The sequence below is a fragment of the Romboutsia sp. genome, from assembly GCF_051659545.1.
Taxonomy (GTDB): Bacteria; Bacillota; Clostridia; order Peptostreptococcales; family Peptostreptococcaceae; genus JBOFOR01.
The window spans coordinates 1-23,805 of record NZ_JBOFOR010000303.1; the positions used below are offsets into that span (position 1 = coordinate 1).

Genomic DNA, 23,805 nt, shown 5'->3' on the forward strand with positions numbered 1-23,805 from the left:
TCCTTTGAATATTGAACTTTACATTTCTTACTTAATGAACAAAACATACTACTAGTTTTCACAAAAATCACTCCTTATATATTTAAATATGAATGGATAAGTTTTATAAAAGTTAAATAGTATAAATTATATAACCTTATATAAATCTTAAACACTTTTTATTTATTATTATTTAATAAATATATACCCGCATGAAAATAACCTAAACAAATATATGAAATTTTACAAAAAGTATTTTTGTTATTAATATTAAAAAATATCACTGACTAGCAACTCTGATATAATTAATTATATAAACAAAAAATGGAGGGATGAAAATGTATCTGTATGAGTAAGCCCCTTATAGTTAAATAATAATAGCTAGGGGGCAATTTTATGAAAAAAAATATAAGTTTAATGTATACAGTAGCTTTCTTACAAGGATTGGTTTTTTATGCACCTGTAAGTTTACTATATAGAATAGAAAGAGGTTTATCAGTAAGTGAATATTTCTTTTTAGAATTTATACTATTACTAGTAATAGTATTGACAGAAGTACCATGGGGTTATTTTGCAGATAAATATGGATATAAAAAGACCTTAGTAATATCCTACATTTTATTCTTTTTAGGTAGGCTGAGTTTATTGTTTTGCAATAGTCTTATGGGATTTGTGGGGCAAACAATATTAGCAGCTATGGGTGTATCTGGAGCATCTGGTTGCGATATAGCTTTTTTATATAAATCATGTAATAAGGATGAAAGTGAAAAAGTTTTTGGTAAGTATAGAGCGTTCAGTAGTCTAGCATTTTTCATTTCATCATTATCATCATTCTTTTTAATATCTATTTCTATGGAATTAGCAGTATTAGTAACAGTGATAGCTTATGGATTGAGTATAATTGTAATTTGTTTTACTAAGGATGTAGAAATAGAAATATCAAAGGATAAAAAAGAGATAAGTATAAAAGATAGTTTTAATAATAGCTTTAAAGATATAAAAAGTGTAAAATGGATATTTATATTTGTTATAGCTACAGCTATAATAGCTGAAATATCTTATGGAATAAGTGTAAACTTAGGTCAGCTACATTTTAAGAATATAGGAATAGAGATAAGATTCTTGGGATATATAAGTGCATTATCAGAGCTACTAGCCATGTTGTCTTGTAAAACACATGTATTTACTAAGAAGTTTGGACAAAATAATACTTTAAAAGTTATGGTAAATATAATACTTTTATGTGTATTAGTGCTCATATTTACGGATAATATTTTTATAAGCATTATTACAATATCCTCTATAGCTGGATTAATATCTATGATATCTCCTATTGTACTAGATATAAAAAACAAATCCATAAGTAAAAATAGAGCAACAATTTTATCAGTTTATTCAATGATAGGAAGTCTGATATCTGCATTTATAAATATAGTAATAGGTTTTTGTGCAGATATATATTTGAAATCTGCATTTATTGCTTGCTTTGCAATAATGGCAATAGGAGTATGTGGAGTTTATTTATATATAAATCAAGCTAATAGAAATATTTAAAGCAATATTCAAGGTGTGTATTTATATAAATTAGCTAGTAAAGTATTTAGTAGAATAATATAAAAAGGTTGGTGATGATTAATGATTAATATAAGAATTGATAAAAAACTGAAGGAAAAATGTAATGTACATATAGTATCAATAGAAGCTAAAGTAAAAGTAGGGAATTCAGACGATAGACTAATAGATGTTATTAACAAAACCTGCAAAAAAATAGAGAGTAATATTAAACAAGAGGATATACTAAAACTTAAAAATATTGATTCGTCAAGAAAAGCTTATAAATCCTTAGGGAAAGATCCAAGTAGATATAGATTATCATCTGAATCCTTAGTAAAAAGGGTAGTAAAAGGTATGGGATTATATTATGTTAATAATATTGTAGAGATAAACAACTTAGTATCTTTAGAAAGTAATTATTCAGTAGGAACCTATGATTTAGACAAAATAAAAGGTGAAATAGTATTCTCTGTGGGAGAAGAAGGAGAACGATATGATGGAATTGGAAGAGGTTCAATAAATCTAGAAAATATGCCTGTATTTAAAGATGAAGAAGGCTATTTCGGCAGTACAACTTCAGATTCAACCAAGGCAATGATCACAGAGGACACAAAACATATTTTAATGAATATAATAGCTTTTGAAAATGATGAAAAGTTAAGTGATTACTTAGAGTTTGCAAGTAAGTTAATTAAAGAGCATGCAAATGGAGTAATTTTAGATACTAAAATAATATTTTAATTCTATAAAATAAAAATATAATAAATAATCTTAATTAAAAATGGCTTTCCTACTAAAAAATAGTGGGAAGGCTTTTTATTATATAAAAATTAATTTTTAAAGTTGCAAAATATAAAAATAATGATATTATATTGATATACGATATATCGAAGTGCGATAGATTGTATGACGATACAATAGATATCGATATAAATTAATATATAGTTTGACCACAGAGTAGGGACTTAAAAGAAATTCTAATATAGTAAATAATTAATTAGGAGGAATTAGCTATGAAAGAATTAAAAAAAGTATTTAAGGTATTTATATGTGGGCAAGAAGAAAAAGAATGTAATTGGCTATTGGAAATGTCAAAAAAGGGATATCATGTTGTAAAACTAAGTTATCCAACATGTTATGTATTTGAAATTGGTGAGCCAAGAAATTATAAATATATAATAGATATTAAAGCAAACTCAAATATATCAGAGAGTGAGTATCTAAACAGTTATAAAGAGAAACCCTGTGAGTATATTACAAACTTTAAAAAGTGTTACTATTTTAGATGTGATGAAAATATAGATACTAATCAAATAGTAACTATGGAAGTATTAAAGGAAAAAAGCCTTGCATACTGTAGCCAAATAATTTTAGCAATAGTTGGTTCAATTAATATGGCAATATTCTCAATTACATTAATCCTTAGTATCTTTAACCTTGAAAAAATACATGTAACAAGTTTTTCAAACTTGACAATTGGAATTATGTGTTTGGCGGTATACGTTGCAAACAAAAATAAACAACAATACGCAGAATAAATCGTTGAAATAAACAACTTAAAAGGAGAAGCATTATGAGTGAAAAAATAATACAAAAATATATACCTTTAACAGAGGCTACCTACTATATCTTATTATCAATGGTAGAGCCCATTCATGGTTATAAGCTTATGCAAAATGTTGAAGAAATGACAGGTGGTGCAGTAAAACTTGGACCAGGAACATTATACGGAGCGACTAGCAAATTAGTTAAAGATGGCGTAATTGAGCAAGTAGACTCTTCTGAAGAAAGAAGAAAAAGTTATAAACTAACAAGTTTAGGTAGAGAGATATTAAAGCTTGAATATAAGAGGCTTAATTTATTAGTAGAAAACGGAAAAGAAATAGTATCTAAGTTGGAGGATTAGTTATGAAAGAATATAAAAAAATATTTAAGTGTTTCGTAGCAGGTCAAGAAGAAGAGGAATGTGAATGGTTATCTAAAATGTCAAAGTCAGGCTATCACTTACAAAATATAAGTTTTGCCTCGTATTATACCTTTAAGAAGGGTGAACCGAAAGATTATACTTACATGATTGATATGAAGGAAAAGGATCAAGATGATGAAGGTGAATATATAGGTATGTATGGAGATCATAATATCGAATTTATAGATAAGTCAGCATCATTTTATTATTTTAGAGGTGATAGTAATTCTGAGGTAGTTAGCTTAATGAATAGTGAAAAAGGTAGATATTTAAATAGAATAAATTCACACAAGAAGATTATAGCAATAGGAGGTTTATTAAATATAATAATCTTTATATTTAACTTTATAAATTGTTTAAAAACAGATAGTACAGTTCTTACTTTTACATCATCTATAAACCTATTAGTTGGATTGTTTTGTATATGGGTATGTCTGCTAATAGGGAAAAAAGAAATCAAATTAAAAGAAGATGGAGTAAAATCACCCTACAAAACTAATATTAAAGACTGGCCAAAACTTTACTATTTAGCAATAGTAATAACAGCATTAATAATTATGTATGGTGTAATATTACTATTTAGTTTATATTTATCATGAGCAAGGGTGGAATTTATGTAAGTTGCACCGCCCTTGCAGCTTTGAGCGACCTGTCGGCGACATGAGCCTTCGGCTAATTTTGCCTGCTGGAAGGAAAACTTACATAAATTTTACACTTGCGGGCTAGATATAAATTACAAAGTGAATTAGAAGTATGGGAGTTATGCTCCTATTTTTTTTGATATCTATAATTATAAATCCAATGGATAAAATAAAAAGATACAAATATATAAAAATATCTACAAATACATATACATAAAAAAAGCAATAATCATATAGTGATAAAAAGGTCTTCTATTGAAGATTTATAGAAGGAGGAAGTATGAAAATAGCTATATTTTTAGGTGCTGGAGCATCAGCAGCAGAGAACTGTCCTATACAAAGTGAATTATTTCGTGAGTACTTTAAAAATATGACTGAAAAAGATTATAACAGTGATATGAATATCGCTTTATATAAATTTTTTAAAGAAATGTTTAATATTGATATAAAAAAAGACGATATGGAAACTGTATGTTTTCCTACTTTTGAAGAAGTCCTAGGTCTTCTAGATTTATCAGAGCAAAGAAGAGAGTCTTTTAAAAACTTTGGATTAGAAACCTTAAGCAAAAAAGTAGACAGTACACGTTTTTTAAGACAATATTTAATTTTATTAATGGCAAAAGCAATAGATAAAAGTGAAAAGAGCAACAACCATCATCACAAGTTGCTTGTAGACAATTTAAGAACAGCTGGATTATTAGAAGAAGCGACTTTTATAAGTGCCAATTATGATATACACATAGATAATACTATAGCAGCATTATATAAATCTAAGGAATATCCAGTTATGCTTGATTATGGAGTTAAGTTTAGTAATTTTGATATAGAAGGTGGATGGAAACCGCCTCAAAATCCGAGCATAAAGCTTTACAAAATACATGGTTCACTAAACTGGTTATATTGTCCAATTTGTAATAGCCTAACTTTAACTCCTTATGAAGGTGGAATTATGAGGCTTATTTATAATATAGAGGAAGCTAAATGTTTAGACTGTGGATGTATAACAGTACCTATAATTATTCCGCCAACTTATTTTAAAAATATGGCGAACGTTTTTGTATCTACGGTATGGAATGAAGTAGAAAAATCTTTAAGACAAAGTGATGTGTTGATTTTCTGTGGATATTCTTTTGCAGAAGCAGATATACACATAAAATATATGATAAAAAGAGTTCAAACTAGTAGAAAAAAGCCTCCTTTAAAAATAATGGTTTTTAATGGATACAAAGGTAAGAAAGAAATTTCGCTAAGAAAAGAAGAAGAAAGATATAAGAGATTTTTAGGAAATGAAGTTATATTTAGAAATAACTCTTTTCAGGAATTTTGTGAAAATCCAGCATACTTTATAGATATGATAAAAGAGTAACTTTAAAAGTAAATTTATAAAGGTATATAAGTTAAAATGTAGAATGAATTTAAGTAAACTAAATATAGGGGATATTACGTGGAGGATAAAATATGATTGGAACAATTGTAAATTGCCTAGCAATAGTAGGCGGCTGTATGGTGGGGCTTATCATAAAGGAAAGAATGACAGAAAAGATAAGTAATACTATAATGAATGGATTAGCACTATGCGTATTATATATAGGAATATCTGGAGCTATAGATGCCAAAAATCCATTAATTATGATAGTATCAATAGCTTTAGGAGGATTAATTGGAGAACTAATAGATATTGATAAAAGGCTTTCAAATTTAGGAGATAAATTAGAAAGTAAATTTATTAAGAAAGAGAATCAAAAAGAAAATTCAAAAGTTTCTATTTCTCAAGGATTTGTTTCAGCAAGTTTAATATTTTGTGTAGGAGCTATGGCAATAGTGGGAAGTCTTCAAAGTGGATTAACTGGAAATCACGAAACTTTATTTGCAAAATCAATAATTGACGGCATAGCTTCAATAATATTTTCAGCTTCACTTGGAATTGGAGTTATGTTTTCTGCATTATCAGTATTTATATACCAAGGATCTATTACTATAGGTGCATCTTTTTTATCAGGAGTATTAAGTGATCCTGTAATAAACTGTATGGGTGGAGTAGGAAGTCTATTAATTATAGGTTTAGGGTTAAATGTATTAAAATCGACAAATATCAAAGTAGCCAATCTTTTACCGGCAGTATTTTTACCTATTATTTTTGGAATTTTGGGCATAATCTAATAAACTTTAGACAAATTCCTCATTAAGAAGGAAATAACCTATAAAAATCAAAATAGATAAGTAAGGTAAATTATTTAGATTTTTATAGGAGGTAAGGTAAATGGTTTCTTTTGATATAAATGGAGCGATAATAGAGTTTGATGAAAAAAATTATAATTATAATGGTATAAGAAATAATTTTAGACTAGAAGCAATAGATATATGCAATGAATTTGAAAACTATTGTTTAAATAATGTATTAACGTTAAGTCAATTATCTGATAAGTGCTTTAAAAAAGGAATTGAAAGTATTGAGAGTGCTTTGAGAAGAGGTGTGGAAACGATTGTAGGTTATGGAATAATAACTATAGATATAAATACTTTCAAAGAAGTATATTGTAAAAAATATTTAAAATATGAAAGATTATTTAATAATTTAGACAAAGAAATCTTAAGTCCAAATAAAAGCAAAAAAAATAATTATACAAATCAACATTCACTCAAACCATTAATAAAAAAGATTTCTCAATACATATACGATGATTGCTTTAATATACACTATGCAGTTATTGATGTGCTAATAGAAAACAAAGTTGAAAGTGTAAGCTGCTATATAGATGAAGAGAGAGCAAAGAAGTCTAATGCTTTATTTAATAACTACAAAGATGGATTTATAAGCAAGCCAGATGAGTATAAGGTAGTTAAACAAATAATAACTCTTAACCCTTATAGACGTGATATATATGAGTTTTTAATAAAGGAAGATGGAGATTTTACAAAAGAAATTGAAAGACTTACTGAGTTTTTAGGATATGATATAAAAGATTATAAAGATGAACTAATGAATATTTATATTAAAGAATTAATAGAAAATAACATAAATGATTTAGAATCTGCAAAAGAAAAAATTAGAAAATATGCTAGATATATAGGTTGCAAAGAAGAAAATATTTATGCAATGAGATTAGATGCAATATGTACATTTGAAACAGCTTAAATACAAACTTAAAAAGCTATGATTAAAAAAATAATCATAGCTTTTGATTTTATTAGTAAAAGTTTCTTTGAGATGTCTAAGTACACACAATAAAGAGAGTTTAATTAAATGTCTTTTAATCGAAATAGTAGATTATATCATCCTTAAAAAAGTCGTCGTCAAACTTAGAGATACCCCCAACGATTACATCATCATATTGATCATTATACTCCGTGTCTTCATAAGGCAAAATATCATCAAAATTGAAATCATCTTTAAAATTTAAAATTTTAACCAATTTATTTTCTCTAATTTTGCTATCATGTTCTTTTTGAAATCTAAAACCAAAACCCATCTGCTAACACCTCTATATTAAAATATATTCAACACAATTATTATATGACTATTACCCATAGAAATAAACTATTAAAACAAAAATTTATAAAAAAATATTTATTAGGAGTAAAAAAAAATAATATAAAAAAAATTTTTTAGCAAAATATTACATTTAATGACTACATATACTATAATTATATTGTAAAAAAGTTTTTATCATAGTCATAAATTATTTAAGTTCAATGGGGGGACAACAAATGAGTAGAGTAGAATATCTATCAGAATCGTCTAGAAATTTTAGCAAAGAAGAAGCTATTTTAGAGGCTTCAAGATGTATTTTATGTGAAGATGCACCATGTAGCAAGGGCTGTCCAATAAACAGTGATCCAAGGGTGTTTGTAGAATTAGTTGGAAAAGGAGAATTAGATAAGGCTGTAGATGTTTTAAGAGAAAACAATGCACTTTCAGCTATCTGTGCACGTGTTTGTCCATACGATATTCACTGCGTAGGTGGATGTAGACAAACATCTTTAAATGAGCCTATCATGATACCATATATACAAAAGTTTCTGACAGATTATGAAAAAGACAACAATCTAACAAAAGTGAAGAGAAGAGATGACAATGGGAATAAAAAAGTAGCTATAGTTGGTTCGGGGCCATCAGGATTAGCTGCAGCAGCATATTTAGGTAGAGAAGGTTATGATGTAACTATATTTGAGGAAAGAGAAGATGTAGGTGGATGGTTAAGTTATGGAATACCACCTCACAGATTACCTAAGGCAGTAATAAAGCAAGATGTTGATTATATAAAAAGCCTAGGTGTAAAATTTGTAACAAATTGTAAGGTTGGAAAAGACACTACAATAGAAAAATTAAGAGAAGAAGGATTCAAAGCATTCTTATTAGGTACAGGATTTAATAAGGGAAGAATATTAAAAGTAAAAGGCTACGAATTAAATGGAGTTATAGATGCAGTAAGTTTCTTAGCAGAAGCAAAAAGCAAGGATGGAAATATAAATGTAGGTAAGAGTGCAATAGTAATAGGTGGTGGAGACGTAGCCATGGACTGCGGAACTACTGCTAAACTAACAGGCTATGAAAAAGTAAGGCTTGTTGTTAGAGGTAATTTAGAAAGTATGACTGCAAGTGAAAAAGAATTAAAATATCTTCAATATGTAAAAGTACCAGTATTTGATAATTTTGACTCTTATGAAATAATAGGAGATGAAAATGGTAATGTATGCGCTATGGAGTTTGTAGGCTTAGATGATAGTTCAAAGCTTAGAATTGAAGCAGATACAGTTATCTTTGCAGTTGGTCAGTATCCTGATGGAATAAATGAAATTGCAAAAGTAGACCTTGATGAAAGAGGAACAGTTATAACAAATAACTTCCAAACTAGTGTAGAGGATATTTTTGCTACTGGAGATATAATACCTGGAGAAAAAACAGCATGTTACGCAACAGCATTAGGGAAAAGGGTTGCAGGTGTTATAGATAAATATTTTAGTGAAAAAGAAAATACTGAAAATGTAGATACTACTGCATAGTAGCTAAAAGGAGTTGATTAAATTCAACTCCTTTTTTGCGCTCGCCCAAAGCAAATTTTGCATATATTTAACAATTATTTAACACTATTAATAAAAAAGAATGCTAATATTAATCATAGAAAGTGACCAAAAAACTATTTCGGTCATATAGTACGAAGGGAGGTGACAAAATGAGAAAAGAAAGTATACTAGAAGGTGCCTATGAGTCATTTGTAAACTTTGGGTATAAAGGCACTACAATGGATAAAGTTGCAAAACTTGCTAATGTAGGTAAAGGGACTATATACAACTTTTTTGATACAAAGGAAGAGTTGTTAGAAGAAATAGTCAGGAATCATTTAAAGGAACTAAAAGAAGTTGCAGAAAACGTAGAAGATAAAAATCTAAGCTTAGAAGAAAATTTAGAAAGAATCCTATACGGTATATTTAAATTCAAAAAAGAAAATCAGCTTATAATAAAATTAGTCCAAGAAGAAAAGACATTAGCAACTAAGGAAGTAAAAGAACTTTTGTTCAAAATTGACGAAGAAATAATTGGATATATTAAGACTAGAATACAAGAAGGAATTGACATGGGGATATTAAGAGAGTGCAATTCAGAAGTAACTGCATTTGTAATAATGAAAATGTATGTAGCCTTAATAACAGATTGGGAAGTAAAAAATAAGTCTTTCACAAGAGAAGAATTACTAGAGCTGTTTAATTTATATATACTTACAGGAATCAAAAAATAGTGAAAGAAGGGGTTAAATTGAATAGCATTCAATTATTATTAAAAGAGTTTAAAAATATAGTAAAGGATAAAAAAATACTTGTACAATTAGTAGCGATATTATTTGTACCAATACTATATGGTGGTATGTTTTTATGGGCATTTTGGGACCCTTATTACAAGTTAGAGAAATTACCTGTAGCTGTAGTAAACCTAGATAAAGGAGCTACCTTTAATGATAAAGATTTAAATATCGGAAAAGATTTTGTAGATAAGTTAAAGGATGATAAAAAGTTTGAATGGAAATTTGTAGATGATGAAAAAGGTATGAGTGGTCTTAAAGATGAAGATTACTATATGATGGTAAAAATTCCGTCAGATTTTTCTGAAAAGGCAACCACTTTATTAGACCAAAATCCATCAAAGTTAAGCTTACAGTATGTACCTAATGAAAGTTACAACTTCTTATCATCACAAATTGGAGAAACTGCTATATTAAAGATAAAAGATGAATTATCGAGTAAACTATCTAAAACATATGCAGAAACTATGTTTGATTCTTTAAAAGAAATGTCAAATGGTATAAAAGACGCTAGTGATGGTGCTGTTGCTCTTAATGATGGTACAACAGAAGCTAAAAATGGATCTGTAAAATTAAGAGATAATCTAGAAACATTAGCTAAAAGCTCTATAGCTTTTGAGCAAGGTATGTCAACAGCTTATGCAGGTGCACAAGATTTAAATAAAGGATTGACTACTTTAAATGATGCGTCATCTCAATTAATAAATGGTCAACAGACTATATTAAATGGTGCAAAAGGTCTTCAAGATGGAAGTAACAAATTATCTTCAGGATTACAAACTTCTAAAGATGGCTTAGATTACTTAAATCAAAATATGGGGAATTTAACAAATGGAACAGAAAAAATCAATGCAGGCTTAACTAACTTAAGTAGTGGAGCAGGCCAATTAAGTACCGGAGCCGGTCAGTTAAGTGTAGGGGCAGCAGGAGTAAGAGATGGTATTGTAAATTTACAAAGTCAATTAAATGCAATATTACCAACTTTACCACCAGCACAACAAGCAGCAATAAAAGCTAACATGGGTCAAATAAATGCTTTAGTAGAAGGAAGCAAATCTGTTGCAGCAGGAGCATCAAACTTAGCTCAAAAATCAACAGAGTTAAATAAAGGTGCAACTTCTTTAGCAACTGGCATGAATGAATTAAACAAGGGTCAAAAACAAGTGGCATTAGGGGTAAATCAATTAGCAAGTGGTCAAGGTCAATTACTAGCTGGTTCACAACAATTAGCTCAGGGTCAAAATGCTTTAAGTACAGGCGTTGAAACAATTACTGGAAAAATGCAAGAATTTGATAATGGAGTTAAGCAAGTTGCAGTTGGAGGACAAAGCCTAACAGCTGGATTAGGTAAGTTGGAAGATGGAGCTAAAAGTATTAAAAATGGAGCAGGACTTTTAGCTGATGGTTCAAAAGACTTAACTTCAGGATTAAACAAATTAAATGATGGTACAGATGAAATGGCTAATAAATTAACTGATGCTTCGGATAAAACATCAGACATAAAGGATACTTCAGACAAAAATTATGATATGTTTGCAAGTCCAGTTAATTATGAAATAGAAAAAGTAAATCCAGTTCCTAACTATGGAACAGGTTTTGCACCATACTTCTTATCATTAGGATTATTTATTGGAGCTCTAATATTAACTATAATATTTGATATAAAAACACCAATAGATAAACCAAAGAATGCAATAGGAGCATTTAATAGTAAGTTTGCAGTAATTTTAGTTGTAGGAACTTTACAAGCTTTAATAGCAGATTTTGTATTACTACAAGGATTAGGGCTAGAAGTTAAAAGTGTACAATACTTTATAATGTGTAGCATTCTAACAAGTATAACTTTCTTAACATTAATACAAATGCTAGTAACTTGGTTTGATAATATAGGAAGATTTATAGCTATAGTATTATTAATACTACAACTTACAACTTGTGCAGGAACATTCCCATTAGAATTAATACCTGATCAATTAAAAGGATTTAATGCATTTTTACCAATGACATATTCAGTTAGAGGGTTTAAAGCAGCAATTTCAAGTGGTAACTATGATTTTATGTGGGCTAGTGTAGAGAAACTAGTTATATTTATGGTAAGTATGTGTTTATTAAGTATATTGTATTTTGCAATAACTTTAAAGAAAAAGAAAGAATCACTTGTGCATGAGAATGCATAGGTAGCGTTTAATATGTAGACTAAAAGGGTGAAATTTATATAAATTTCACCCTTTTTCATAACCTAAAATATAGCCCGAAAGGGCAAAATATGTATAACTTTTCCTTTTGACAGGCAAATTGCAAAATTCGCCGTAGGCTCATGTCGCCGACAGGTCGCTCAAAGCTGCAAGGGCGGTGCAACTTACAAATTCCACATCCCTTACTCATGATAGATATAAAAGTTGTTTATTTAAACTAAGCGATAAATTTTAATATATCCTCTTAATTGTATAAGTTACATTAGAGTTTCTAACAAATCAAATAAATCTTTATTAGTTTTTAAGCTTTTAATATATTTTATAAATCTACATTCAAATTCATTTACATCTATTCCAAATACATTATTGAAATCAGCATTAAAATTAGTATTTAAAACCTTATAAAACTCTATGTATTTATCTATTCCATATGTGCTTATAATATAATCTGTAAAAGCTCCTGCTATTGGGTACGTTATATTCCATGGATATTTATAAAACTCATCATTTGAGATTAAGTTCGATATACCTATATACTTATCACTATGTATATAATAAGATACCCAATTGGAGTTACTAATTCCCCAATGATGCTTATCAAAATACATTGCTAACCCTTCTCTTACAAATACTTGTTGTGGTGTTGCAATTGAATAAGATAAAATATGAGAATCCTCATGATAACCAATACATTTAACATCTTCATTAAAAACAGCGAATATATTATTAGGTTTTCTTGCAAAAGCATTACATGGATCATTATCTCCATATAAAATACCTACTTCTTCTGCCGAATTGCATAAGTAATAATTAATTTTAATATTAAAGTCAATACCTAATACTGTAGATATGTGGTTAAAACAATATTCTTGTTCTTTTATTATCTCATCTATCATATATTCAGCCGTTGAGTTTTTGTGATAATGAAATGTGTAATGATTACTTTCTTTTATAATCCAATGTTTCATTAGTTGCCCTCCTGTATTATTCTATTGTAAATATATATATTTTTGCAGTCTGAGTTTAGATTATGAGCAAGGGTGGAATTTATGTAAGTTGCACCGCCCTTGCAGCTTGCCTGCTGGAAGGAAAACTTATATAAATTTTACCCTTGCGGGATTTATTAACATAGAAAAATTTCAATTATCTCAACCAATCTGGATTTCCCGGTACAAATGGTCTATTTTTATATTTCCTCTTATATTCCTCCAAAGCTTCCTTAATAAGATGAGGATTATCTTTAAAAGAATCATTATTCTTTATAGTATCTAAATCCTGACTAAAAGGGCAAGCAGAAATGCACATACCACAGTCTGTACCTAAATATCTCCATTTAGCGTAACAAGACTCTACATCTATTTTCCAATTATATTCTCCAGTAGGTCCTATTTTAAAATCATTAGATAAAGATTGAGAAGGACAAGTAAAGGAACATTTCTTACACATATTACAAAAATCTTCTAATCCAAAGTCAACAGGCTCGTCTATATTCAATTCTAAGTCAGTAGTTACAACTCCTAATCTAAGCATAGAGCCATAGTCTTTAGTAGTAAGTATTGTATTTCTTCCAATATCCCCAAGACCGGCATCTTTTGCCACTAAAGCAGGTATAACTAAATAGTTACCATCCATATGATTTCTTGATTCATATCCCAGACTTCCTATAAAGTAAGTAAGCATCATACCAATAATAGATACACCTACATAGGCCTTAGTAGTTTCAATAACTTCTGGAATCATAGGTGAACGATTTATCATAGATTTATCCATTTCATAGCCAAAGACTATTGCATACTTATGGTCTAAATTTATTTCTTCCCCGTAATGGTCTTCTCTTCTACCTCTATGAGTGTATTTGTGATAATCTTTTAATTCTGTAATACCAACTACACAAGCACCATAATGTTTTGCAAAGCCTTTTATTCTTTTAGTGATTATATTTTTGTTTGAGGTTACTTTTTCACTAGCAACTTTTGCTTCACATAAATGCATAATATCACCTAAAAACTCAAAGGCAGAACTAGCCATTTTTGAGTTGACTTCATTATAAGTCATAGATCCTTCTTCACATATATTAGGTCTACTTCTTAGACTATCATCAATTGATTTTTTATCAGGGTTTCTTGAGTAATAATCTTTGTAATTAGAATATCCATTTTGATAATTTACCCTAGAAAATATTATATCTCTCTCATCTATCCTTTTCATTAGTTAACCCCCTAAATTATGATAACTTTATAACATAATTATACAACAAAATATTCGTAGAAGAGTTTAAAACATTATTTTATTACCTAAGAAAATACTAGGGAATCTCTAATTTTTATTTAGATAATAAGTTATGTGATATAGTTACAGATATAATAATAATAATGTCATATACTTTATATTAAGAATATAACATTGGGAGGTAAGGTAAATGTCGAAGAAAGTTGTTATTGTTGGGGGAGTAGCAGGAGGAGCATCTGCTGCAGCAAGACTTAGAAGATTAAATGAAAATTATGAAATAATAGTATTTGAAAAAGGTGAATATATATCTTTTGCTAACTGTGGACTTCCATATTATATAGGAGAAAATATAAAAGAAAGAAGTCAACTACTAGTTCAAACTGTAGAAGGAATGAGCGAAAGATTTAATTTAGATATAAGAAATTTAAGTGAAGTAGTTGAAATAGATAAGGAGAAAAAAATAGTAAAAGTTAAAAATTATAAAAATAATGAAGTATACGAAGAAAGCTACGATAAGTTAATACTTTCACCAGGAGCTAAACCAGTAGTACCTAATTTAGAGGGAATAGAGGCATGTGACAATCTATTTACTCTTAGAAATATACCAGATACAGATAGAATAAAATATTATGTAGATAACAATGAGCCAAAAGAAGCACTAGTAATAGGTGGAGGATTTATAGGTCTTGAGATGGCTGAAAACTTATATGATAGAGGTGTTAAAGTAACGATAGTTCAATCAGGAGATCAAGTAATGAATCCTATTGATATAGAAATGGCAAGTATAATTCATAGTCATTTAATTGATAAAGGTGTAAATTTAATATTAAATGATGTGGTTACTAAGTTTGAAAACAATGGCAAAAAAGTAATCTTAAAAAGTGGAAAAGAAATAGAAACTGATATGATAATATTATCAATAGGTGTAACGCCTGAAAGTAATATAGCTAAAAATGCAGGAATAAAGCTAAATGGAAGAGGAGCAATAGTTGTAGATAGCAAAATGAAGACATCAGATGAGGATATATATGCAATTGGTGATGCTGTTGAAGTTATAGATTTTGTTAATAAGAAACCTGCTGTAATACCATTAGCGTGGCCTGCAAATAGACAAGGAAGATTAGTTGCAGATATCTTATCAGGAAAAGATGTTGAATATAAAGGAACTTTAGGTTCATCTGTAGCAAAGGTATTTGATTATACTGTAGCTACAACTGGAAACAATGAAAAAACTTTAAATAAATTAGGAATGGAATACAAAGCAATTCATATTCATCCAGGTTCACATGCAGGTTATTATCCTGATGCAACTCAAATTTCATTTAAAATGTTATTTGACCCAAATAGTGGTAAAATATTTGGAGCGCAAGGTGTAGGCAAATCAGGAGTAGAAAAACGTATAGATTTAATAGCAAATTCAATAAAAGCTGGATTTACAGTATATGACCTTCAAGACGTGGAAGTGTGCTATGCACCTCCATATAACTCAGCAAAAGATCCAGTAAATATGTTAGGATATTATGGCGCTAATATATTAGAAAAAGTAGTAGACAATACACAATGGTATGAAGTTGATGACTTAGTTGAAAATAAAAAATTCATATTAGATGTTCGTGAAGGATACGAAGTAGCTAATGGAAAAATACCTAATTCAGTAAATATACCTTTAGGAGAGCTTAGAAATAGATTAGATGAAATTCCTAAAAATGAAAAAATATATGTATCTTGTCAGGTTGGACTTAGAGGGTATATAGCATGTACTATATTAAACCAGTATGGATTTGATACTTCAAATATTGATGGTGGATACAAGACATATAGTAGCGTAAAGAAAAATCATAAATAAATATAAAATATAAAATATAAAAAATGATATAGACTAATATAATTATAGATAGATTAGATATTTTGAAAATAAAAGGACGATAGATAAGTTTGTTATATGCAAACTTATCTATCGTCCTTTTATTTTTATTTAAAAAGACTATATCTATAGTTGTAGAAAACTTGCTAATAGAATAGTTTTTAAATTTATAATCATATATAAAAAAAAATTTTCATATACTTAACTATCTAGGAATTTGTAAACAAAGGGGAGAAAAGTATGTTTAATAATCTAATTTGTGAAGAAATAGGAAATGTATTTTTTATAAAAATAAATAGAGAAAAGTATTTAAATGCCTTAAATGAAGAAGTACTGACAGAACTTAGTCAAGCTGTAGAAATGTTAAACAACAATACTGAAACCTATGTGGGTGTAATAATAGGACAAGGCAGAGCTTTTGTAGCAGGGGCAGATATTACTCAAATGAAGGAGATGAATTCTGAACAAGCTAGAAAGTTTTCAAAAATGGGGAATGACATTTTTAGAAAAATAGAAGAAAGTGAAAAGCCAATAATAGCAGCTGTAAATGGATTTTGCTTAGGCGGGGGATTAGAACTTGCTATGAGTTGTGATATTAGAATTGCATCGAAAAAAGCAAAGTTTGGCCAAGTAGAAGCAAATCTAGGAATACTACCAGGTTTTGGCGGAAGTCAAAGATTATCTAGAATAGTTGGGTTAGGAAGAGCTAAAGAATTAATATTTACAGCAGATATGATAGATGCAAATAAAGCCTATGAAATAAATTTAGTTAATAAAGTTGTTGAAGATGAAAAGTTACTAGATGAATGTTTAGAAATGGCTCAAAAAATAGCATCAAAAGGTCAGCTTGCAATTAGATATGCTAAATGTGCTTTAAATAAAGGTTATGAAGTTGATATAGATACTGGAATCAATATGGAAAGTTATTTATTTGGATTATGTTTTGCAAGTGAAGATCAAAAAGAGGGTATGAATGCTTTCTTAGAAAAAAGAGAAGCTGATTTTAAGTGTAAGTAAAATTAATATAGGAAAATAGTTGAAAATTAAAATAGATGAACAAGTGTAGTTATTAGTTTAATGGAGGATATAAATTATGAAAGTAATGGTAATAGGTAGTGGAACTATGGGCTGTGGAATTGCTCAAACATTAATTAGTAAAAATAATGAAGTAATCAATTAGGAAGAAAAACTAACAAAGGATTTTATGATTATAAATAAGGGGGAATTACTATGAAAGCTATGATAAGAGTTAGAATGGGAAGTAATGATGCTCACTATGGTGGGGATTTGGTGGATGGAGCTAAGATGCTTCAGTTGTTTGGAGATGTTGCAACGGAGTTGTTGATAAAACATGATGGTGATGAAGGATTATTTAAGGCTTATGATAATATAGAATTTTTAGCTCCTGTGTATGCGGGAGATTATATAGAGGCAGTCGGTGAAATAGTTGGTTTTGGAAATACTTCTAGAAAAATGGCATTTGAAGCTAGAAAAGTAATAATACCAAGAACTAATATAAGTGATTCTGCAGCAGAATTTTTACTAAATCCAATAGTAGTTTGCAAGGCTAGTGGAACTTGTGTAGTACCAAAAGATAAACAAAGATTATAATTTGGGGGCTAGATAATATGGAAAAATTAATTATTACAGCTGCTATTTGCGGCGCTGAGGTAACAAAAGAACATAATCCAAGTGTACCATATACAGTAGAAGAAATAGTAAGAGAAGCAAAGTCAGCTTATGAAGCGGGAGCATCAATAATACATTTACATGTAAGAAATGATGATGGTGTTCCTACTCAAGATATAAATAGATTTAAGGAATGTATAACTGCAATAAAAAAGGAAATGCCAGAGGTAATAGTTCAACCTTCAACAGGTGGAGCAGTGGGAATGAGCAATGAAGAAAGAATACAACCAGTAAACTTAATCCCAGAAATGGCAACTCTAGACTGTGGTACTTGTAACTTTGGTGGAGATGATATTTTTGTAAATACTGAAAATACAATAAAAGAATTTGCTTTTAAAATGATGGGGCTAAATGTAAAGCCTGAAATAGAAGTTTTTGATAAAGGTATGATAGATATGGCACTTAGATTAAATAAAAAAGGATATATAAGAGACAGTATGCACTTTAACTTTGTAATGGGAGTAAATGGAGGAATAAGTGCAACTTATAGAGATTTAATATTTATGAAAGAAAGCATACCAAGTAATTCTACTTTCACAGTAAGCGGAATAGGTAAAGCTCAATTTGAAATGGCAGCATTAAGCATATTACTAGGTGGTCATGTAAGAGTTGGTTTTGAAGATAACGTTTATTTAAAAAAAGGAACATTAGCAAAATCAAATGGAGAACTAGTAGAAAGAGTAGTAAGAATTGCAAAGGAGCTAGGACGAGAAATAGCAACACCTAAGGAGGCACGTGAAATATTAGGTCTAGGGGTGAAGTAGATGAATAAGGTTGTAAACTTAGATACTGTTAAGGAACTTTTAAAAGATGATATAACAATAATGATAGGTGGATTCTTAGGGTGTGGAACGCCAGAATCTTTAATAGATGTTGTTATAGAATCAAATATTCAAAATATAACAATCATAGCTAATGATACTGCTTTTGTAGATAAAGGAATAGGAAGAATCATAGTAAATAATCAAGTCAAAAGTGTAATAGCATCTCATATAGGAACAAATACAGAAACAGGAAGACTAATGAATGAAGGAAAAATAGAAGTAGAACTATCTCCACAAGGAACTTTAATAGAAAGAGTAAGAGCTGGTGGATATGGTTTAGGTGGGGTATTAACTCCAACAGGGGTAGGTACTTTAGTAGAAAAAGACAAACACAGGTTAACTATAGATGGTAAACAATATTTATTAGAGATGCCTTTAAGAGCAGACTTAGCTCTTGTAAAAGGAAATATAGTAGATGATTTTGGGAACACAATATATCTAGGAACAACTAAAAACTTTAATCCTATGATTGCAATGGCTAGTGATTTAGTAGTAGTAGAAGCTGATGAAATAGTAGAGTGTGGAACATTAAACAAAGATATGATAATGACACCAGGAGTGATTGTAGATTATATAGTGAGAGGTGATAAATAAGTGAATCCAAAAGAGATTATTGCTAGAAGAGTTGCCAAGGAATTAAAAGATAATCAACTTGTAAACCTAGGGATTGGACTTCCAACTCTAACAACAAATTATATAGATAAAGATATAAATATAATATTCCAATCAGAAAATGGAATGGTAGGAATGGGTACACTTGCTAAGGAAGAGGAAATAGATATAAATGTTACAAATGCAGGCGCACAATATGTAACTGTAAATGAGAATGGAGCCTTTTTCGATAGTGCTATGTCCTTTGGACTTATAAGAGGAGGCCATGTAGATATTACAGTGCTTGGAGCTTTGGAAGTAGATCAAAATGGAAATTTAGCAAACTGGATAGTACCTGGTAAAATGGTTCCAGGAATGGGTGGAGCAATGGACTTAGTAGTAGGAGCAAAAAAAGTAATAGTTGCTATGGTTCATACTGTAAAAGGTCAATCAAAAATCCTAAAAGAATGCAAACTACCACTTACAGCAAAAGGTGTAGTAAACATGATAATTACAGAATTAGCAGTAATGGAAGTTACTAGTGAAGGTTTAGTCTTAAAAGAAATAAATAAAGATACAACAGTAGATGAATTAATAAACATGACAGAAGCAGAATTAATAATATCTCAAAACTTAAAAATAATGGAAGTTTAGGAGGATATAATGAAGGGATGTAAATACGGAACTCACAGAGTAATAAATGAAAATGTATTGCCACAACCTGCTTATAAAATAGATAACAACATGGAAATTTACGATAATGAAATACTTATTAACGTAAGTGCCTTAAATATAGATTCAGCTAGTTTTACTCAAATAGAAGAAGAATGTAATCACGATGTAGAAAAAATAAAAAATAAGATACTAGAAATAGTAAATGAAAAAGGCAAAATGCAAAATCCAGTAACAGGATCAGGTGGAATGTTAATAGGAACTATAGAAAAAATAGGCAGGGACTTATGTGGAAAATCGGAGCTTAATGTAGGTGATAAAATAGCTACACTAGTGTCTTTATCACTAACTCCACTTAAAATAGATGAAATAATAGATATAAAACCAGATATAGATAGAGTTGAAATAAAAGGAAAAGCAATACTATTTGAAAGTGGAATCTATGCAAAATTACCAGAGGATTTAAGTGAGAATTTAGCACTTGCAGCTCTTGATGTAGCAGGAGCACCAGCACAAACTCAAAAAATAGTAAAAGAAAATGATAGCGTATTGATTCTTGGAGCAGGTGGAAAATCAGGAATGTTATGCTGTTATGAAGCAAGAAAAAAAGCAGGAAGAAAAGGAAAAGTAATAGGTTTAGTGAGAAGTGAAAAACAAGCTAAATTCTTAATAGAAAATAGATTAGTAGATACAGCTGTAGTTGGAGATGCACAAAATCCTAATGAAGTTCTTCAAAAAGTACTAAGAAGTAACAACAACAAAGAAGTGGATGTATGTATAAACTGTGTAAACGTACAAAACACAGAAATGAGCTCTATACTTCCAGTTAAAGACGAGGGGTTAGTATACTTCTTCTCAATGGCAACTACTTTTACAAAAGCAGCACTTGGAGCTGAAGGTGTAGGAAAAGATGTAAATATGATAATAGGAAATGGATATACAAAAGGCCACGCTGAGGTAACAATAAATGCTTTAAGAGAAAGTGAGACTTTAAGAAATATCTTTAGTAAATTATATGTATAAAATGGGGGGGAAATATGGAAAGAAGAATATTTAGAGATGTTAGTAGTGAAGATTGGAATGACTGGAAATGGCAAGTAGCTAACAGAATAAAAACTGTAGAAGAATTAAAAAAATATATACCACTAACTGAAAGTGAAGAAAATGGAGTAGCAAAATGTTTAGAAAGCCTTAGAATGTCTATTACACCATATTACCTATCATTAATAGATATAGATAATCCAGATGACCCTATAAGAAAGCAAGCAATTCCAACATCTAATGAATTAACTAAGTCTAAAGCAGATTTAGACGACCCACTTCATGAAGACGGAGATTCTCCAGTTGAAGGACTAACACACAGATACCCAGATAGAGCACTACTACTTATCACAGACCAATGTGCTATGTATTGTAGACATTGCACTAGAAGAAGATTAGTAGGGCAAAAAGATGATGCACAACCAATGGAAAGAATAGATAAAGCAATAGAATACATTAGAAATACTCCAGTAATCAGAGATGTACTTTTATCAGGTGGAGATGCGCTTTTAATGAGCGATGATAGATTAGAGTATATTATAAGCAAATTAAGAGAAATTCCTCATGTTGAAATAATTAGAATAGGAAGTAGAGTTCCAGTAGTTATGCCTCAAAGAATTACTGATCATTTAGTAAATATGTTTAAAAAATACCATCCAATATGGTTAAATACTCACTTTAATCATCCAAATGAAATAACAGAAGAATCAAAGAAAGCTTGTGAGAGAATGGCAAATGCAGGTATACCTTTAGGAAATCAAAGTGTATTACTTAGAGGAGTAAATGATTGCATGCATGTTATGAAAAAGCTAGTTAACGACTTAGTAAAAATAAGAGTAAGACCTTACTATATATACCAATGTGACCTATCTAATGGCTTAGAGCACTTTAGAACACCAGTAGCAAAAGGAATAGAAATAATAGAAGGACTTAGAGGCCATACATCAGGATATTGCGTACCTACATTTGTGGTAGATGCACCTGGTGGAGGTGGAAAAACTCCAGTAATGCCAAACTATGTAATATCTCAAAGTCATGGAAAGGTAATACTTAGAAACTTTGAAGGGGTTATTACTACTTATACAGAGCCTACTGAATATACAGTTGGATGTAAGTGTGATGTATGTACAGGTAAAGTAAAAGTTCATAAAGTAGGTGTGGCAGGATTAATAAATGGAGAGCATATGACACTAGATCCAGAAGGATTGGAAAGAAAGAAAAGACCACATCATGAATAGATAGAAAAAAGTTAATCACAAATAGATAGAAGGAATTTTAATGATAAATATAATAGAGGAAATAAAAAAATATAAAAGCTTATCTATTGTAGGAAACTATAAAAATGTTGGTAAAACTACAACACTTAATTATATATTAGATAAGGCTAAGGGTAATATTACCCTTGGCCTTACCTCTATAGGAGTAGATGGAGAAAAGGAAGATACAGTTACAAAAACTCCGAAACCAAGAATATACATAAGCAAAGGAAGTATAATAGCAACTGCAAAAAGTTGTGTATTAAAAAGTGATATTACAAAAGAAATACTAGAGGCAACAGACATACATACACCTCTTGGGAAAATAATAATATTTAAAGCTTTAAGTGATGGATATGTAGAATTAGCAGGTCCTTCTAGAAATTCTGGAATAAAGTATGTATGTGATAGATTAAACTATTTAGGCTGTGAAATAGCAATAGTTGATGGTGCTTTATCTAGAAAAACCTTAGCATCTCCTAGTATCACTGAAGCTACAATATTTTGTAGTGGGGCAGTATTAGCTAATAATATTGATAAGGTAGTAGAACAAACAATATTTGAAGTAGAAATGATGAATATAGAAAATATAAATGATGATAAACTTATGGAAATCTACGAAGAAATTAATGAATGCAAAGTATGTATTATAGATGAAGCTTATAATTATAAAAATTTAAATTTAAAAACTACCTTAAACTCTCATGAAGATATAGTGGAAAACCTAGAGGAAAATACTAAATATATATTTATAAATGGAATAGTTACAAATAGCTTTATTGAAAGCTTAATAAAGAGCAACGATAAGTATAAAAATAAAACAATCTTAGTAAAAGATGGAACTAAGATTTTCTTAGATAAATTAGTTTACAGCAAATTTATAGTATTAGGTGGAAACATAAAATCCATAGATAAAATAAACCTAATTGGAGTGAGTCTAAATCCAACCTCAATAAATGGATATAGCTTCGATAGTGAAATTTTTGAAAAATCAGTAAGTGAAAATATATCAATACCAGTATTTGATGTGTATAGAGAGTAAAATATTAGCAGTGTATAGACTATTAAATAGGCTATATTAAGTAAATTACGAGGTTATATAAATTAGAATAGGTTGTTCTTAGGAGAGTAAATATGAAAGAATTTATAATGACAAATTTGAATACAATGACAGCCTATGGAGAGTATGAAAAGAAAAATATCAAAATGTACAAAAAATCAAAAGCTAACCTATTAAAAGAAGAGTTAGATAATATAGAAAAAATTATAGATATATATATTCTAATAGAGTTTCTACATTCTTACACATAGTCTATCTATTGTATTTGTAGGAACTTTATTTATTTCGTCGATAAATTTATTTATTGATGTTTTTACTACAGCGATACTAGAAAAAAATCTGTTATTTACAATATCTGATTTCATCCATCCCCATAACCCCTCAATTAAATTTAGTTCAGGACTATATGGTGGTAGAAACATTAATTCTAATCTTAATTTATTTTT

General features: G+C 29.3%; 26 protein-coding genes. 22 read left to right on the forward strand and 4 right to left on the reverse strand.

Features of this window, described 5'->3' with window-relative positions; translation table 11 throughout:
- Nucleotides 1-375: 375 nt before the first annotated feature.
- The 8 genes from ACRC03_RS17950 (at nt 376) to ACRC03_RS17985 (ending at nt 7,276) form a co-directional block, all read left to right on the forward strand.
- Nucleotides 376-1,533, forward strand: a complete 1,158-nt coding sequence (locus ACRC03_RS17950) for an MFS transporter (protein ID WP_438653976.1) — start codon at nt 376-378, stop codon at nt 1,531-1,533.
- An 81-nt stretch (nt 1,534-1,614) separates the two neighbouring features.
- The gene (locus ACRC03_RS17955) at nt 1,615-2,274 is read left to right on the forward strand and encodes a B3/B4 domain-containing protein (RefSeq protein WP_438653977.1); all 660 of its coding nucleotides are present in this window, start codon (nt 1,615-1,617) and stop codon (nt 2,272-2,274) included.
- A 272-nt stretch (nt 2,275-2,546) separates the two neighbouring features.
- Nucleotides 2,547-3,071 (forward strand): DUF2812 domain-containing protein, encoded by a 525-nt coding sequence (locus ACRC03_RS17960; RefSeq protein WP_438653978.1) that lies wholly within the window; start codon nt 2,547-2,549, stop codon nt 3,069-3,071.
- A 35-nt stretch (nt 3,072-3,106) separates the two neighbouring features.
- The gene (locus ACRC03_RS17965) at nt 3,107-3,439 is read left to right on the forward strand and encodes a PadR family transcriptional regulator (protein WP_438653979.1); all 333 of its coding nucleotides are present in this window, start codon (nt 3,107-3,109) and stop codon (nt 3,437-3,439) included.
- Nucleotides 3,440-3,441: 2 nt separating this feature from the next.
- Nucleotides 3,442-4,098 carry a DUF2812 domain-containing protein gene (locus tag ACRC03_RS17970; protein WP_438653980.1) on the forward strand — a complete coding sequence of 219 codons (657 nt, stop codon included), beginning with the start codon at nt 3,442-3,444 and terminating at the stop codon, nt 4,096-4,098.
- A 322-nt stretch (nt 4,099-4,420) separates the two neighbouring features.
- Nucleotides 4,421-5,506, forward strand: a complete 1,086-nt coding sequence (locus tag ACRC03_RS17975) for an SIR2 family protein (RefSeq protein WP_438653981.1) — start codon at nt 4,421-4,423, stop codon at nt 5,504-5,506.
- 92 nt (nt 5,507-5,598) lie between these two features.
- Nucleotides 5,599-6,300, forward strand: a complete 702-nt coding sequence (locus ACRC03_RS17980; protein ID WP_438653982.1) for a DUF554 domain-containing protein — start codon at nt 5,599-5,601, stop codon at nt 6,298-6,300.
- A 100-nt stretch (nt 6,301-6,400) separates the two neighbouring features.
- Nucleotides 6,401-7,276: a kinase gene (locus ACRC03_RS17985; protein WP_438653983.1), complete on the forward strand. Its 876-nt coding sequence runs from the start codon at nt 6,401-6,403 to the stop codon at nt 7,274-7,276.
- A gap of 115 nt (nt 7,277-7,391) precedes the next feature.
- Here ACRC03_RS17985 and ACRC03_RS17990 read toward each other — a convergent pair whose 3' ends face one another.
- Entirely contained in the window at nt 7,392-7,610 is a 219-nt protein-coding gene (locus ACRC03_RS17990; RefSeq protein ID WP_438653984.1) for a hypothetical protein, read from the reverse strand.
- Between the two features lie 238 nt (nt 7,611-7,848).
- Here ACRC03_RS17990 and ACRC03_RS17995 point away from each other — a divergent pair, with 238 nt between their 5' ends.
- The 3 genes from ACRC03_RS17995 to ACRC03_RS18005 all read left to right on the forward strand — a co-directional run bounded on the left by ACRC03_RS17995 (nt 7,849) and on the right by ACRC03_RS18005 (nt 12,115).
- Nucleotides 7,849-9,144 carry an FAD-dependent oxidoreductase gene (locus ACRC03_RS17995; protein WP_438653985.1) on the forward strand — a complete coding sequence of 432 codons (1,296 nt, stop codon included), beginning with the start codon at nt 7,849-7,851 and terminating at the stop codon, nt 9,142-9,144.
- 170 nt (nt 9,145-9,314) lie between these two features.
- On the forward strand, nt 9,315-9,878 hold the full coding sequence (locus tag ACRC03_RS18000) for a TetR/AcrR family transcriptional regulator (protein ID WP_438653986.1): 564 nt from the start codon (nt 9,315-9,317) through the stop codon (nt 9,876-9,878).
- 17 nt (nt 9,879-9,895) lie between these two features.
- Nucleotides 9,896-12,115, forward strand: coding sequence for a YhgE/Pip family protein (locus ACRC03_RS18005; RefSeq protein ID WP_438653987.1), 2,220 nt, complete (start codon nt 9,896-9,898; stop codon nt 12,113-12,115).
- A gap of 275 nt (nt 12,116-12,390) precedes the next feature.
- Here the strand turns inward: ACRC03_RS18005 and ACRC03_RS18010 are convergent, their stop codons facing one another.
- Both ACRC03_RS18010 and ACRC03_RS18015 read right to left on the reverse strand, forming a co-directional pair.
- Nucleotides 12,391-13,101, reverse strand: a complete 711-nt coding sequence (locus ACRC03_RS18010; protein WP_438653988.1) for a hypothetical protein — start codon at nt 13,099-13,101, stop codon at nt 12,391-12,393.
- 175 nt (nt 13,102-13,276) lie between these two features.
- Entirely contained in the window at nt 13,277-14,341 is a 1,065-nt protein-coding gene (locus tag ACRC03_RS18015; RefSeq protein ID WP_438653989.1) for a 4Fe-4S dicluster domain-containing protein, read from the reverse strand.
- A 211-nt stretch (nt 14,342-14,552) separates the two neighbouring features.
- Here ACRC03_RS18015 and ACRC03_RS18020 point away from each other — a divergent pair, with 211 nt between their 5' ends.
- The 11 genes from ACRC03_RS18020 to ACRC03_RS18070 all read left to right on the forward strand — a co-directional run bounded on the left by ACRC03_RS18020 (nt 14,553) and on the right by ACRC03_RS18070 (nt 23,610).
- Nucleotides 14,553-16,208 carry a CoA-disulfide reductase gene (locus tag ACRC03_RS18020; RefSeq protein WP_438653990.1) on the forward strand — a complete coding sequence of 552 codons (1,656 nt, stop codon included), beginning with the start codon at nt 14,553-14,555 and terminating at the stop codon, nt 16,206-16,208.
- Between the two features lie 258 nt (nt 16,209-16,466).
- Nucleotides 16,467-17,243 (forward strand): enoyl-CoA hydratase-related protein, encoded by a 777-nt coding sequence (locus tag ACRC03_RS18025; RefSeq protein ID WP_438653991.1) that lies wholly within the window; start codon nt 16,467-16,469, stop codon nt 17,241-17,243.
- Between the two features lie 85 nt (nt 17,244-17,328).
- A complete protein-coding gene (locus ACRC03_RS18030) occupies nt 17,329-17,406 on the forward strand; it encodes a hypothetical protein (RefSeq protein WP_438654001.1) in 78 nt (25 codons plus the stop codon).
- 50 nt (nt 17,407-17,456) lie between these two features.
- Complete coding sequence (locus ACRC03_RS18035) at nt 17,457-17,837, forward strand: hotdog domain-containing protein (protein ID WP_438653992.1); 381 nt, start codon at nt 17,457-17,459, stop codon at nt 17,835-17,837.
- 17 nt (nt 17,838-17,854) lie between these two features.
- A complete protein-coding gene (locus ACRC03_RS18040; protein ID WP_438653993.1) occupies nt 17,855-18,679 on the forward strand; it encodes a 3-keto-5-aminohexanoate cleavage protein in 825 nt (274 codons plus the stop codon).
- Nucleotides 18,680-19,333 (forward strand): 3-oxoacid CoA-transferase subunit A, encoded by a 654-nt coding sequence (locus ACRC03_RS18045; RefSeq protein WP_438653994.1) that lies wholly within the window; start codon nt 18,680-18,682, stop codon nt 19,331-19,333.
- Complete coding sequence (locus tag ACRC03_RS18050; RefSeq protein WP_438653995.1) at nt 19,334-19,984, forward strand: 3-oxoacid CoA-transferase subunit B; 651 nt, start codon at nt 19,334-19,336, stop codon at nt 19,982-19,984.
- A gap of 9 nt (nt 19,985-19,993) precedes the next feature.
- The gene (locus ACRC03_RS18055; RefSeq protein ID WP_438653996.1) at nt 19,994-21,025 is read left to right on the forward strand and encodes an L-erythro-3,5-diaminohexanoate dehydrogenase; all 1,032 of its coding nucleotides are present in this window, start codon (nt 19,994-19,996) and stop codon (nt 21,023-21,025) included.
- Between the two features lie 14 nt (nt 21,026-21,039).
- Nucleotides 21,040-22,281 carry a lysine 2,3-aminomutase gene (ablA, locus tag ACRC03_RS18060; RefSeq protein ID WP_438653997.1) on the forward strand — a complete coding sequence of 414 codons (1,242 nt, stop codon included), beginning with the start codon at nt 21,040-21,042 and terminating at the stop codon, nt 22,279-22,281.
- 40 nt (nt 22,282-22,321) lie between these two features.
- Nucleotides 22,322-23,341 carry a hypothetical protein gene (locus ACRC03_RS18065; protein ID WP_438653998.1) on the forward strand — a complete coding sequence of 340 codons (1,020 nt, stop codon included), beginning with the start codon at nt 22,322-22,324 and terminating at the stop codon, nt 23,339-23,341.
- A gap of 92 nt (nt 23,342-23,433) precedes the next feature.
- The gene (locus tag ACRC03_RS18070; RefSeq protein WP_438653999.1) at nt 23,434-23,610 is read left to right on the forward strand and encodes a hypothetical protein; all 177 of its coding nucleotides are present in this window, start codon (nt 23,434-23,436) and stop codon (nt 23,608-23,610) included.
- Here ACRC03_RS18070 and ACRC03_RS18075 read toward each other — a convergent pair.
- Nucleotides 23,593-23,805, reverse strand: a 213-nt coding sequence (locus ACRC03_RS18075; RefSeq protein ID WP_438654000.1) for a transposase, incomplete at its 5' end; no start/stop codon positions are given. The two genes, ACRC03_RS18070 and ACRC03_RS18075, sit on opposite strands and share 18 nt — an antisense overlap.